Below are 14,068 nucleotides of genomic sequence, written 5' to 3'. Positions count from 1 at the left end.
ACAGTAAGGCTTTATAAATTACATATTTATCGTGCTACATCTAATTTAGAATATTAGATGTGCTACACCAGCAATGACCGGAAGCGTAATTAGAGTACGCAGAATAAAGATAATAAATAGCTCTAAGATGTTCACTGGGATCTTACTGCCTAGAAGTAAAGCACCTACTTCAGACATGTAAATCAGCTGAGTCACCGACATGGCTGCAATAACAAAGCGAGTCATCTCGTTGTCGATAGAGGCTGCAAGGATTGCTGGAATGAACATATCCGCAAAGCCAACAACGATCGTTTCAGAGGCTGCTACCGCTTCAGGCACACCAAGTAGCTCAAGGAAAGGAATGAAAGGCTGACCTAAAAATGAGAATACAGAGGTGTATTCAGCAATAACCAGTGCCATCGTACCTAAGCCCATAACAACAGGTAGTACACCAAAGACCATATCTACTGCGTTACGAACGCCTTCGCCAAATACAGACTTAGCCGACTTCACTTGTGATGCTTTGTTTACCGCTAGTTTAAGACCCCAAGAGAATGTTGAGTAACCAGCAGGAATTGCATCAGCGTCTTTGTGCGGCTTGCTACCATCGATGAAGGTGTCTTTCTTCATGCTTAGTGGTGGAAGGCGGGGGATGATTACCGCAGCCACAATACCCGCTAGACAGATAGCTGCATAGAAAGGTAGGAACAAGTGCTCTAACTCGACCTGAGCAATAACCACAAGGCTAAACGTGATAGAGACTGCAGAGAACGTCGTACCAACAACAGCCGCTTCACGCTGAGTATAGAATTTCTTCTCGTACTGCTTACTCGTTAGTAGGATACCAACACTGCCGTCACCTAACCAAGAAGCCATACAGTCGATAGCACTACGGCCTGGTAGGTTAAAGATTGGACGCATGATTTTACTTAATAATGTGCCAAAAAGTTCTAGTAAACCGAAGTTAAGTAGAAGAGGTAGTAGCAAACCTGCAAAGATAAATACCGAGAACAGGGTTGGAAGTAGGCCTTCTAGCACTAAGCCGCCAGTGTTCTCTTCCCAAATAAACTCAGGACCGATTTGGAAAAATGCCATGAATGCGGCAGCACCACCAATCATACGAACCAGCAACCAAAGTGGAGATGGGTTGAAAAGGCCGTTTAAAAATGAACTTGATGTGATGAATGCTGGCTTGAAAATGGAGCTTAAAACGGAAGCTACAGACATGAAAGCAACGATTGCAGTGATAATTGCTACTAGAGACTCACCGAAAACCGCTTGAATTGACTTGGCTAAGATAGCAACAGGGATGGTTAGATCGCCTTGGTAGCTAATTGGTGCCATGAAAAGGAATAAACCAATCAATGATGGGATTAAGAAAACCCAGAAACTGCCTTTAGATTTCTCTGGTTGAGCAGTATTCGTGTTGTTAGACATGTTAATTGTTCTCGTATTTCTACATGTAAAAAAGCCATATCCTTGGCATTTTATTCTCTAAACATCCGTATTTTCTCATTGGCTGCAAGATTACCCAGTATTGATAGTTCTTGCAATACTATTCATCAAATACCGCTAAATATTCAAACTGGATATTCTGAAACTCATTAATAGTTTAGAATAAAGTGTTGCGGATGTTACGTAGTTTAAGAATATATTGCCAGATATTTATAAGTTGGCCTGTGTTTCAGTTCGATAGGTAAGATAGAGCCAATAGATAAACGCAATAATGAAAGCAAAAGAGGCAGGGAAAGCCAGTGCCAAAATTTCAAAGCGCTGGAATAGACAAGCTCCGGTTAAGCCACCAAATAAAAAGCCAACCACAATGAACATCAGTAGCTTGCCTTTGCGACGGTCAAAAGGCACTCCCTTTAAGCCTGCCCCTATCATTATCCCGAGATCTGTGATGATACCGCTCATGTGCGTTGTTCTAATGATCGCGCCACTGTAGGTCGTGATCATAGCGTTCTGCAAGCCACATGCTGCTGAAGCGAAGTATTGGCCTGACGTGTAGCCTTGTAACAGTGCCCATAGTGATAAGAATAGCAATCCGCCTTCGATACACAGAGCGACACCATAGCGACGTCCTAGTTTCAATGCTTGATTCTCAATAAAGAACCCACTGAACGCGGCACCCAACATAAAGCTCATAACAACCAACAAAAGATGTATAGATGCAGACGTTGGGGTGAGTAAGCTACTGCCCAACAAAGACATGGTGCCCGATATGTGTGAGATGGCTTGGTGTTGGAAGCCGAGCAGCCCAATAGCGTTAACGCTGCCAGCAAGGCCTGCTAACAGTAAAGCGCCGTATTCAACCCAGCGAGGTAGCTTTGAAATCATGTGGTTCATTCCGGGTTAAAAGAGGAGCAAGATTATAACGCTAGCAAAAAGATACGCTAGCGTTGTCTAGCCATCATATTTGATCTTAGGCAACAGTATTGCATTTGTTTCTAGCATAGCAGTTTGTCGAAACATTACTGTTAGCTGTACTGGTTCATTTGATGTTCAAACTTAACCCAGCCATGTTTTCTTTCCTCGTAAATTGAAAAGCTCGGTAGCGGGAAATCTTGTTCTTTAAATAATCCTAGCGGGACGATGTAAAAATCGGCGGCGGCAACGGATTGTAAAAGCATGGTAGTGCCGCACTTAGGGCAAAATTGATAGGTGACTTCATTACCAGTGTCACTTATGCGAGAAAAACGAGTCACCTCTCCGTTTAATGTCACTTGATCTAATGGGTATCGAGCTTGAACTCCAAATACACTTCCAGTTCGTTTCTGGCATTCGTAGCAGTGACAAATAGAGGTTTTTTGAGGTTCACCTCTGCATACTAGGTTGACTGCTCCACAGCGGCATTCGCAACTTCTGATATTTCTATTTTTAATATGATTGATATCCATCCATGCTCCACTTCTGGTTAACCCTGTATTGATAATTATACTAAAGCCATTTATGGTCTGCACAACTGGATGAAAACAAAAGAATATAATTGCTCATGAAAAAGAAAATCTTACCAATACCTCTGATTTTACTGATTCCCATTGTCATGCTAGTAGTGGTGATCTTGGCGGGTATTTATCGCTTTAGCTTAAGTGATGAAGAGATCTTGGCGAAGTTTCCTTCATCTCAAGTCACTTATGACTCTTTGGTTGAAGAAGTTTTTGATTTGAAGACGACCAATCCATGGACAATTAAAGTGCCTGAAACCAACGCATTTGCTTTTATCAAGGAATTGGATACAACAAGATCAATTGCTTTTGGTCGTTACGATTCGGGAGCAGAACGTGGTGTGGTGACGGTCGACACTAAAAATCTTTCAGGTGTTACGTTAGGGCAGGCGAACTTCTTTGTTTCACCTATGTGGGTGTCGAATCAAGGTAGCGGCGTATTTTACTACCTAGGTCTGTTTAAACACGATAAACAACGAAGCCGAGTTGTGTTGGTCGATCAACTTTTTTTGGGTGATCGCATACAGATTCAAACTTTAGAAGTGACGAATGCACAAAATCTTCAAACGGAAAATAAACTCACTGGGGAAGGTTTTATCGGCTTTACTCAGCATTCTTTGGAACAATCATTTACAGAACCACCTTCTGAAAAGGTATTAATGAGCTTTTCTTTTGATACGCAATCAATTGGTAAGCAATAAGGTTTTTGTTCGCGCAAGGATCTGTTGTTTATGTGAGCTAAATTACATATTATCTTAAATAGACGAATGAAATTTAGACACACTTTGCTTTGTGTCTGCTTATTTTTACAAATGGAGCTTGCGAATGATTAATAAACGTTTTTTTAAGACGAAAGATGAAGTGGAAGTGACTTTTGAGCTAGAAGCTCAAGAAGCGAATTCAGTATCCATCGTTGCCGACTTTCTTGATTGGAAGGCGACGCCAATGAAAAAATTGGCAAAAGGTAAAGTTTACAAATTTAAAACTCGTTTGCCTAAAAATGGTGAATTTCAATTCCGTTACCTAGTTGATGACCAACAATGGGTGAATGATGCGGATGCAGATCGCTATATTGCGAATGAGTTTGGTGAAGATAATTGTCTAGTTTCGACAGTTAACGCCTAACGACGGCACCTTACGTTTTGCTTATTTTTCGGGAAGGAGGCGTTGTTGTTCTAGGTACTTCTTTTACTTAAATAAACAACTAATTCGCTTCGGTTATTAATCAAGCGAAACGGAATAACGTAAATCAATAAAAAGCAGAAGCTAGCCGTTTCTGCTTTTTTGTTTCCAAAATCAGCGGTTAATTTTTTCATAAAAATGTCTTTCCTCATTAACGGTAACTCAATGACTTAGCGATACAGAGTAAGATTCGCATCATATTATGACAATGCATTGATGATTTATGCGTTTGAAAAGCATATCCTAGCCTTTTATATCGTAGAAAGACCTGTTTACCGTGTATTCAAAAATATTTTCCTCTCCGTTTGCTGAGCTTTCACCTGTAAAAAAAGTAGCGATTTTAGGACTGCCACTTATTGCAGCGATTGGTGTTGCTTTGCAATCTTCGCCATCGGATCTGACTAAAACCGTCGATCTGAATTTACCGGACTCAACGGTTATTGAGTCAATTCTGTCATCTTCTTCTGTTACTGCTATTGAACCGCCGACGTTTGAGTATCAGATACAAACTGGTGATAACTTGAGTAGCATTTTCACTCAGCTTGGATTTTCATATAAATCGATGATGAGTGTGATGGAAACCGATCTAAACTTCCTTGCGTTGGATACGCTTCGTCCTGGTAATACATTGCGCTTTTGGCGTAATGAGGCGACAGGTGATCTTTCCAAAATGGAACTTCAATTTAGTGTTGCTGATAAAGTGGTTTATCGACGACTTGAAGATGGCAACTATGAATTCGAAGATATCTCTATTCCTGGTGAATGGAAACAAAAGCCTCTAGTCGGCGATATTCAAGGTAGTTTCTCGATGTCGGCGAATAAAGTCGGTTTGAGCAGCATAGAGATCGACCATATTGTGACTCTTCTTAAAGACAAGCTGAACTTTAGCCGAGACTTACGCGCTGGCGATCAGTTTGAAGTGCTTCAGAAAGCTCAATTTGTTGATGGTGTTGCTACCGGAAAACGTGAAATTGAAGCAATCAAGATCATCAACAGAAACCGTGTTGTATCTGCTTATCTTCATACCGATGGCCAATATTATGATGCGGACGGTGATAGCCTACAGCGTGCTTTCCAACGTTATCCCGTGAGTAGCGGCTGGCGTCAAAGTTCTCAATTCAACCCGAAACGTCTACATCCTGTGACAGGCCGAATCTCACCACATAACGGTACAGACTTCGCGACGCCAATTGGTACGCCAGTTCAAGCAACGGGTGACGGCAAAGTGATCATGACCCGTAAACACCCTTACGCGGGTAACTACGTGGTGATTCAGCACGGCAGCACTTATAAAACGCGTTACCTGCATTTAAGTAAGATTCTCGTGCGTAAAGGACAAACGGTATCGCGTGGCCAACGTATTGGTTTATCGGGTAAAACGGGCCGAGTGACGGGTGCGCATTTGCACTATGAACTTATTGAGCGCGGTCGCCCTGTTAACGCGATGACTGCGAATATTCCGATGGCAGATTCAGTGCCTAAAAAGGAAAAAGCAACCTTCATTGCCGCTCGAGATGAAGCCGACAAGCTGTTAAAGAAAGCCCTAGAAACGCAATCTAACAATAGTTAACGTTAACTGGTTTACTTGTCTATATCGTTGAATGAAGCTACCTAATAAAGCCGTGAGTAGTATGCTAAACAGCTAAATGGTTTAGTTGATATACCGCGGCTTTTTTGATTATTGGTTGCGCTGAGGTCCACTTGTTGTTGATTTCTTGGAGTATGAACGCTTACGGTTACTCCGCAAGAGATTCTGAGTGAGTCACATAGCTGACTATCGCTTCTGGTCGCATAGGCGGCGAGTAGAGATACCCTTGGATTTTGTTACATCCCATTGCGTGCAACTTTTCTAATTGTTCACGCTTCTCAACACCCTCGGCAACCAATGATACGTCTAGCCTGTGAGCCAGCTGAATGATCAACCATACGACGCTTTCTGAGGTCGAGTTAGTGAGTAAGTTTTGAATGAAAGTGGCATCAATTTTAATGCAATCGATAGGGTAGCTGTGAATGTAATTTAAGCTTGAATAACCTGTGCCAAAATCGTCGAGTGCAATGGTAAAACCTTGCCCTCTTAGGAAGTTTAGCGCTGATTTCGTCTCTTGTGTCGGAGACAGAAGCACGGTTTCTGTCAACTCAATAACAAATTCATCAGCCTTAAAATGGTGCTGTTCAATAGTCCGAGTTAGGTAGGAGATATAGCGCTTAGAGTCGGTAAGTTCATGTGCTGAACAATTTATCCCAAGTTTAACTTTGTAGCCTAATCCTTGCTCCAATATCGTTTTCGCATGGCATACTAGTTCTATAATACGTTCACCCAGTTCAACAATTTGACCTGATTCTTCCGCGACTCGAATGAACTCTACCGGAGAGATATCTCCGTGTTTGGCGGTCTTCCAGCGAGTAAGTACCTCAAAATATCCCCATTGTGTTTCGCCTTGAGCAACGATTGGTTGCACCACCACGTACATTCCATTGTTGCTAGGGTGAAGGCTCTGTGAAATCGGGTTCGCAAGCTCACTTCGTAATGCTGCGATCAACTCTGTTTTTCTTTGATAGCGAACTCTCAGGTGAGTGTCATAACACTGAATGTGGACATCTTGGTTTCGTTTGCACTCTTTTAGCGCCAAACTGGTGTTGAATATTATCTGTTCTACATCTTTATTATCGCCGTCTGAGCTAGCAATACCGATGCTAACGTCGAATTCAATCTTGATGTCGACGCTACTGTATCCTTGCTTTATCTTAGCTAACACCTCTTCGCATACGGCTATGGGATCGGAATGATATGTGATAAAAGCAAACTCATTTCCGGCTGTTCGAAACGTTAAGTTGCTTTCCGGCAATGTTCGGCGCAAGATCTCGGCGAGGTGCTGCAGCACTTTATCGCCAATATAATTGCCATGAATATCATTAATTGCTTTAAAGCTGTTGATATCTAGCAGCGCTAATGTGAATGGTGTGACGCTTTGTTGAGTGATCGACTCTAAGGTATCAGATAAGCAACTGCGGTTTTGTAAGCCAGTAAGACTGTCGTGTGAGACTTCATAACTCAGTTGATTGACGAGTTGTTCAGAACGATCGTTAAACCACATTTCTCTCAGTGTGTGTATGATGATGTCTGCAAACAGTTGATGATATTTAATTGCATCTTGTTGTTGATCCGGAGTTAGAGGGGAAGTGAATGTTGAAAATAACACCCCCATCACTTCACCACTCTGAGTACGAGTGGGAATCGCGATTGAATTCTGTGATGTTATTTCTTGTCTAAATGCCGATGTTGGTAGCGACTGAACGATGTGTTGAGCGAATGAGCAGTCTGGGTGTTTTTGATTAACTGCTTGCTGATAGATATGCCTATGACGTGCGTTGATTTTGTCACGCAAGACATGGTCCGAATGGGCTATGACTAAGGGAACCGTTTGATCCGGAAAGTACTTTTTCTCTATGATACTGGTGTATTGAGTACCAAATGTTTGATGCAAAGTAAGCACGGCCGACTCTAAAAGGTCGATACCTTCCAATTTAAGTAAACGTCCAATACGCTCGGTATCTATCATTCTGTTGTGTGCATGTTGAGTCATAGTCATCATCCGTAGCTAACCAGAATCAGTATATAAACTGTGTTTGTACAAGCCATATCGTTAAATCTTGAATATGTCTAATCTATATGCGTCTAGTTTATTATCGGCCGTGTTATATAATTTTTCAAACTCAGTTGCGACTTATTTCACAGAATCTAATTCAAAAATCTGATTACTACGCTCTTTGTTTAGCCTGTCTTTAAGATGATCCAAAAATAGCTTTGTTCGTGTATGTGAGTAATCAAGCTTAGGATAGTACGCGTAAACCATCACCTCATCCGCCGTTATATTTGGTAATACTGGAACTAATGTCCCTTGTTTCAGATCCTCTTTTATCATTGCCTTAATGGTTAAAAGTACGCCCATCCCTCTCTTGGCTGCATGAAATAAGGCCTCTGGGTTTGTGGTGGCAAAATTCCCTTTGAGAGTAATGCGTTGGCCTTTGGTTAGTGTTACTTCTCGAATAGGGCGTTCTCCCCATATTAGCGAATTGTGCTGCTCTAAATCTTGCTCGCATGTTGGGTAGCCATGTTGGGCTAAGTAACTTGGCGCGGCGTAGAATCCAGTTTTGTGCTCAAACAAAGCGCTTTTTTTAAAGCTTAAGGAATTAAGTTGTTCCAGTTCACGACTGATCACGAGGTCCAAACCCAGTTCGGGTAATTGACCCGGTGTAGTAGTGATGAGCTGCACCTTAATATCTGGGTACTTTTCCAAAAAGTCATCCAGATATTGCACGAGAAATTTAGACCCGACAGCAATGGTTGCTCCTATCTTTAACAAGCCAGCAGGGGTTTGGTTGACCGAACGAGTTTCATCGATAATTGACTGCCAACTATCGAGTTGATCTTTAGCTCTTTGATAAAAGAGTGCCCCGGCTTCAGTTTGGCTAATTGAGCGGGTAGTGCGTTTGAGTAATTGAGTACCAATACGTTCTTCTAACCAATTAACCCGTTTGCTAATCGCTGAGCTGGTGGTATTCAGCTTACGTGCAGCACCATTGAAGCTGCCTTCTTCAACGACCCTTACATAGCTTTGTACGTTAAGAATCCAATCCATATTGTTTCCTGTCAAGACCTAATCAAATTCCAATTAGGTCAATTATCAATTATTGGTTTTGAATGTAAACTCATTTCTACGAGTGAAAATCAAACAATGAGGAAAGTTTTTGAGCCAATCGACCTTTAAAAAAACACCATTACTTCTCGCAATGATGATCATCGCGACGGGCCAGGTGGGCGTGAGTATTTATCTTCCGTCATTACCATTAATTGCCACAGACCTCAGTGTTACCCAAGTGGACGTTCAGTTACTAGTTACGCTGTTCCTTGTCGGATTTGGATTGTCTCAGCTTTTTTATGGGCCTATGTCTGATGCTGTAGGAAGAAGGCCGATTTTTTTATTGGGTCAAGGTATTTACTTGGTTGGCACAATCGTTTGTTTTGCTTTTTCTGACAATATGACAGCGTTGGAAGTCGGGCGGTTACTTCAAGGCTTAGGGGCGGGCAGTGCGTCCGTATTAGGGCGTAGTGTTCTTAGAGACAGTTATGATGGCCCTCAGTTAACCAAAGCTTTATCTTACATTTCAATGACCGCGTCTATCATGCCAATTATTGCGCCAGTATTTGGTGGTTGGATTTCATTTCATCTAGGTTGGCAGGCGGTATTCCTATTCGTTTTACTGTATTTGTTAGCCATATTTATCTTGGGCTACTTTGTGTTACCCGAGACTCTTCCTTATGGAAAAAGTCGTTTTGATGCGACTCAAGTTATTAAGAACTATGGACGTTTTCTGACCAATCGACAAGTAATCAGTAGTGCGAGTTACAACTGGATGAGTTATCTGGCGAGTTTGGTGTCGCTTTCGTTATTCCCATTTTTAATGCAAGAACAATTGGGATTGACGGCTGCTGAATATGGCTCTTTGATGATCGTCCCCTCGGCTGGATTGTTGATTGGTAGTGTTACGTTAAATTTGCTCAATCGTAGGTTCAGTACGCCGCAATTGATGAGCCTTGCGATTTTGATTATTTTGGCTTCTGGAGGTTGGCTGCTTACGCACGAGCTAACCATTTTTAACCTCGTGTGGGCTTTTACTTGGTTAGCGATAGCTCAGGGGATCTCTTTTCCTCTATCGATTAGCATGTTGTTGGAACCCCACAAGAAGCAAGCTGGTGCCGTGTCGGCTTTATCGGGCTCTATTCAAATGTGCTTGGCTGGCTTATTCGGTGGGTACTTGGTCGAAAGGTGGGTGACAACTCACCTGCAACTTGGTGTGTTTTACCTGGTCATTGGTGTAGGGATGGGTTGGGTTCTTTGGTCTTCAACGAGATTGAATAAGAAACTCGACGTGACTGAAGTGGAGTACAGTTAAGCACTTAGCTTACTATGCTCTAACGTAATATCGTTAGGCGTTGTATTTGTGCTGCTGGTTTCCTACAATGCTCCGGTCCATTTAATAGGTAAAACAACATGCAGCAAAATGAATTTGAAGTATTGGTAAAAGCTATCTGCGCACTAGATAGCCTGCCTCAAGCACTTGAGCTATTGAAATCCAATGAGGATACAGAAGTCGCTGAGGCTGCTGCATCACTAACTGGTCAATTTTCGCTAGCTGAAGTTGAAGGCGAAAAGCGTATTTACCACGTGACGCTTCAAGAAAATGAACTAGGCGAAGAGCAAGAGTATATCGAACATGTCATGAATGAAGGCGATGACTTAATTAAATTTGCAGCTTGGTTCTTTGAAACTATGTTTGAATTGAAACAAAAAGATACGTACCAAATTGCTGGAAAAACTTACAGACAGCCAAAGCGTAGCTAGGGTTTCTAAGTGAAATATTTTAAAAGCAGCTCAAATGAGCTGCTTTTTTTATAAATTTCGAATCCACCTCTTTAACTTCAATAGACTTAATGCGCTAGGTTTAGTATGAATTGTATTAACTCGTTAGTATAAAATTGATGATGTTGATGAAAGCTGCGGTGGGAACCTGTTGGTTGCAATGTCATTAGTAATTTTGCATTAAAGTGTGATTTGGATCTTGTTTTTGGGGGTTTTACGTGTAGAATCCGCACACAAGAAAAGTAGATGATGTGCGGAGATAAGCATGAATTACGAATTGGGCCACGCATACCTTGGCCAAATGGCAGCAAAAAACATGATGCATGAAGCATTGTATGGTACATCAAAGCCAAAGAAGCCATCATTCTTTAAGCGAATGATGAAGAAAATGGCTAAATAAGCATTTTCAGAAACGGAATTTTAAAAGGCCTTAAACTCGATGAAGTTTAAGGCCTTTTTCGTTTTAGCGATGGATGAATGTCATCGCCGAGCTTTTTTGTGGATGGACACAAAAAACTTATATGTTAATCATCTTATTCGTTAACCGATTGGCTGGATAAGTCGACAACGTTGTTAGGAATGGTGTCTAAACCATTTTCTTTCATCCATGCTTCCAAGTTGTCGGCACCGCCGATGTATTTTCCATCAAGCCAGATTTGAGGTACGGTGACGGGTGTTTTCTCACCAATGTGCGCTTTCACTTCAGGGATCATTCGATATAAGGCTGCGCTATCTTTTACAACATCGTGGTATGTGTATTCGACGCCGGCTTCATCAAGCATTTTTTTTGCTTTGACGCAGAATGGACAGGTCGCTTTGCCGTAAACAATGTTGCCTTTCAAGCTGTCTCGCTTAGTCCACTCTTTAATGACCGACTGAACTAACACGCCGCGGTTAAGTGCTTCACCTTGACTAACAACTTTACCTTCTACAACTAGGATTGGAGCATGCCAAGAACCCAGTTTTAAAGGTTCCCACCAGTGAGATAACCAATCTTTCACTTCCAGCTCTACATCAACGCCTGCTAACTCATTCTCAAAAGTATCCTTCAGAATGTCTTTGGTGAGGGTACATTCTCCACATGGGATGTTTATTTTAAATGGACCCCAGCTGCCTGCCCAACGGTATAGTGTGATCTTGACTGGTTTCTTCATGGCTACGACCTCGTTTAAATTCTCTTATCAATATAGAACGGACAGCAGAACTATTTATTTCATTGGTCCTAAATTTACTTTATTTTCGCCGGCTTTTTTGTTTCCCAATGGGTAATAAACGCGACTGATGCAATAATAATAGCGGCTCCTAGCCATAAACGACCAGGTGGAACCCAACTAAACACGATCCAACCTGCTAATACATTGAGTGGAAGCTTAGCGTGGTCAAATGGTTGAACAAAAGAGGCATCGGCCACGGAGTAAGCTTTCACGATTGCCCATTGTGCAAGCGCAGTCATTATGCCAATGATAATTAATATTCCCCAGATAGTGCCTCCGCTTGGAGTTTGCCAATCAGGCACAGCAAGAAGAAGGTTAAAGGGTGTAATCAAGAGAAGCAGGTAAACCACCATGGTTGAAGGACTATCTTGTGACGAAAGTTTCTTCACCATCAGAGAGTAGCAAGCCCAGAAAAAAGCGGCGCCAACGGGTAATAGTGTTGCCCAACTAAAGTCTTCGCCCCATGGTTCAAGGATGACCATCGCACCAACGAAACCGGCTAAAGTTGCCCCCCAACGAGCTGCCCCCACTTTTTCTTTCAGGAAAAGGCCAGAACCTATAGTTGCAAACAGTGGTGAGGTCATGAGCAGGGCTATGCCTTGCCAAATGGGTACAGGGTAAGCAAGTGCCCAGATCCAGAGTTGGATACCAATAACTGATAAGAAAACACGGAATACGTGCATTTTTAGATTGTCGGTTCTGAGTGCACGGCGAATCCCCAGTGTTTTTAGGTATGGGAGAATGGCGCACAATGCAATGGCATATTGGATAACGGCGACGGTGGTAGAAGTAAGTCCGAAATGAATACTGGCGACCTGGGTTAAGCTATTAATAACGGCAAAGGCTAAGCCTGCGGTTAGCATCCAGCTAGCGCCTTGGATCGGATGATGTTGTGACATGATGCTTCTAATTCTTTGATGTGGTCTGCGTATGATACGGATTTAGCACCACTTAACCAGAAAAAGCATTGATGAAGTTCGTCATAATATTTGAATATGAAAAAAGGTTGAGCGATTGCCCAACCTTTTTACTTTCAATCTAAAGTCGATTTAGGTTAGAAGTCGTAACGTAGACCTAGGCGCAGAGAATCTTCGCTTTGTGTTTCTAGGCCTGAAACCTTCACATCGTCTAGGTTGTTTAGTTGGTAAGCAACGTATGTACGGATAGATTTGTTGAATTTATAAGTCCCCGTTAGTTCAAAGAAGTCAGCTGTGTCTACAGTTAAGTTCTGTGTCGCGTCTTCTTCTTGTTTTTGGTACAAACCCGCCAGTTCAAATTGGTCTGTTAGCTTGTACTTAACAGCAACTTCCACACCTGAGAACTCAGTTTTTGATTTGTCGTCTAGGTCGCCCATTGTATATGTCGCACCTAGGTATAAAGCATCCATTTTGTAATTAATACCAGCGATTACAGCCGTTGCCGAACCATTACCAGTACCGTTGTCATTACCTGAGTAGCCAAGACCAAAGCCTAAACCCATTGGTAGTGTGTAAATACCAGAGATGCCGTAACCGTCAGTGTCTTTATCTTCACCTGCGATAAAACTTGCTTTCAAAGAAAGCGCGTCAGCGTCGTAAGCGTATACAAACGTGTTGTTTACCTGTTCGTCGCCAGCGTTGATGAATGCTTTTTGGTCACCAGAGTAGATAGTAACATCTGACATTTCCGAAATTTGAGCAGCAGCTGTATCTTGACGGCCTACCGAAACAGCACCAAAATTACCTTCTAGGCCTGCGTACATATAACGTTGTTTGAAGTTATCTGTCTTATCGTTATCAGCTGAAGATTTCACGCTTTGTTCTGCTTCGTAGAAACCAAAACCTGAGAGGTCACTATTGATTTCTGTAGTACCGCCAACGTTCAAACGAAAACGGCTTTTATTTTCCATTGTACCTTCGATTTCTTCACCGCCTGAACCAATGAAATCACCACGGAATTCTGCGCGACCGCCAATTTTAAGTTCAGTACCATCAGAGCTGTAAACTGTTGCTGCTAGAGACGAACCTGAAACTAGTGCCGCTACGACTGCAGAAGCTAAAACTGCCTTATTCATAATCACTTACCTTGTATTTTAAAATCCGTGAGCAATGTGCTCTCCGTTTCGATATGAAGCTAATTTAGAGCAGCTAAATTACGCTTTCATTTCTATAAAATTACATTTTCGTGAATGGGGAACTTTTTACGTTTTGATTTTATTGCACTTTTATTTCCAATACCTAAACGGTTTGTGAATGGTACGGTCAATCATGTGGGTTTGAGTGCTGACTTTCGAAAAGACGTTTTTGGATCAGTGGTGACAGGATGAGTGATTTTTACGTTCAGA

General features: G+C 42.1%; 14 protein-coding genes. 6 read left to right on the top strand and 8 right to left on the bottom strand.

The window, feature by feature from the left end; all coding sequences use genetic code 11:
* Nucleotides 1-45: 45 nt before the first annotated feature.
* The 3 genes from ACFI6G_RS21580 to ACFI6G_RS21570 form a co-directional block, all read right to left on the bottom strand.
* Nucleotides 46-1,416 (bottom strand): YjiH family protein, encoded by a 1,371-nt coding sequence (locus ACFI6G_RS21580; protein ID WP_010431202.1) that lies wholly within the window; start codon nt 1,414-1,416, stop codon nt 46-48.
* Nucleotides 1,417-1,644: 228 nt separating this feature from the next.
* On the bottom strand, nt 1,645-2,319 hold the full coding sequence (locus ACFI6G_RS21575) for a YoaK family protein (RefSeq protein WP_010431200.1): 675 nt from the start codon (nt 2,317-2,319) through the stop codon (nt 1,645-1,647).
* Nucleotides 2,320-2,459: 140 nt separating this feature from the next.
* Entirely contained in the window at nt 2,460-2,942 is a 483-nt protein-coding gene (locus tag ACFI6G_RS21570) for a GFA family protein (protein ID WP_462710467.1), read from the bottom strand.
* Between the two features lie 32 nt (nt 2,943-2,974).
* On the opposite strand from ACFI6G_RS21570, the gene ACFI6G_RS21565 reads away from it, so the two are divergent.
* The 3 genes from ACFI6G_RS21565 to ACFI6G_RS21555 all read left to right on the top strand — a co-directional run bounded on the left by ACFI6G_RS21565 (nt 2,975) and on the right by ACFI6G_RS21555 (nt 5,679).
* Nucleotides 2,975-3,628, top strand: coding sequence for a hypothetical protein (locus ACFI6G_RS21565; protein ID WP_010431197.1), 654 nt, complete (start codon nt 2,975-2,977; stop codon nt 3,626-3,628).
* Between the two features lie 124 nt (nt 3,629-3,752).
* Nucleotides 3,753-4,052, top strand: coding sequence for an isoamylase early set domain-containing protein (locus ACFI6G_RS21560; RefSeq protein ID WP_010431194.1), 300 nt, complete (start codon nt 3,753-3,755; stop codon nt 4,050-4,052).
* A 334-nt stretch (nt 4,053-4,386) separates the two neighbouring features.
* On the top strand, nt 4,387-5,679 hold the full coding sequence (locus tag ACFI6G_RS21555) for a peptidoglycan DD-metalloendopeptidase family protein (protein ID WP_010431192.1): 1,293 nt from the start codon (nt 4,387-4,389) through the stop codon (nt 5,677-5,679).
* Between the two features lie 166 nt (nt 5,680-5,845).
* On the opposite strand, the gene ACFI6G_RS21550 is transcribed toward ACFI6G_RS21555, so the two are convergent.
* Both ACFI6G_RS21550 and ACFI6G_RS21545 read right to left on the bottom strand, forming a co-directional pair.
* Entirely contained in the window at nt 5,846-7,693 is a 1,848-nt protein-coding gene (locus tag ACFI6G_RS21550; protein ID WP_102385095.1) for a putative bifunctional diguanylate cyclase/phosphodiesterase, read from the bottom strand.
* Between the two features lie 141 nt (nt 7,694-7,834).
* Complete coding sequence (locus tag ACFI6G_RS21545; protein ID WP_010431185.1) at nt 7,835-8,749, bottom strand: LysR family transcriptional regulator; 915 nt, start codon at nt 8,747-8,749, stop codon at nt 7,835-7,837.
* 109 nt (nt 8,750-8,858) lie between these two features.
* Between ACFI6G_RS21545 and ACFI6G_RS21540 the strand changes: the two genes are divergently transcribed.
* The 3 genes from ACFI6G_RS21540 (at nt 8,859) to ACFI6G_RS21530 (ending at nt 10,931) form a co-directional block, all read left to right on the top strand.
* Complete coding sequence (locus ACFI6G_RS21540; protein WP_010431182.1) at nt 8,859-10,064, top strand: multidrug effflux MFS transporter; 1,206 nt, start codon at nt 8,859-8,861, stop codon at nt 10,062-10,064.
* 98 nt (nt 10,065-10,162) lie between these two features.
* Nucleotides 10,163-10,513: a hypothetical protein gene (locus tag ACFI6G_RS21535; protein ID WP_010431179.1), complete on the top strand. Its 351-nt coding sequence runs from the start codon at nt 10,163-10,165 to the stop codon at nt 10,511-10,513.
* Between the two features lie 283 nt (nt 10,514-10,796).
* Complete coding sequence (locus tag ACFI6G_RS21530) at nt 10,797-10,931, top strand: hypothetical protein (RefSeq protein WP_010431176.1); 135 nt, start codon at nt 10,797-10,799, stop codon at nt 10,929-10,931.
* Between the two features lie 133 nt (nt 10,932-11,064).
* On the opposite strand, the gene ACFI6G_RS21525 is transcribed toward ACFI6G_RS21530, so the two are convergent.
* The 3 genes from ACFI6G_RS21525 to ACFI6G_RS21515 form a co-directional block, all read right to left on the bottom strand.
* Nucleotides 11,065-11,685 carry a glutaredoxin domain-containing protein gene (locus ACFI6G_RS21525; RefSeq protein ID WP_016768796.1) on the bottom strand — a complete coding sequence of 207 codons (621 nt, stop codon included), beginning with the start codon at nt 11,683-11,685 and terminating at the stop codon, nt 11,065-11,067.
* 74 nt (nt 11,686-11,759) lie between these two features.
* The gene (locus tag ACFI6G_RS21520) at nt 11,760-12,644 is read right to left on the bottom strand and encodes a DMT family transporter (RefSeq protein ID WP_016768795.1); all 885 of its coding nucleotides are present in this window, start codon (nt 12,642-12,644) and stop codon (nt 11,760-11,762) included.
* Between the two features lie 155 nt (nt 12,645-12,799).
* A complete protein-coding gene (locus tag ACFI6G_RS21515; RefSeq protein WP_016768794.1) occupies nt 12,800-13,798 on the bottom strand; it encodes a porin in 999 nt (332 codons plus the stop codon).
* Between the last annotated feature and the right edge of the window lie 270 nt (nt 13,799-14,068).

Source organism: Vibrio sp. PSi01 (assembly GCF_054960695.1).
The sequence above is the reverse complement of the archived record's forward strand: the minus strand, read 5'-3'. Positions and strand labels throughout refer to the sequence as shown.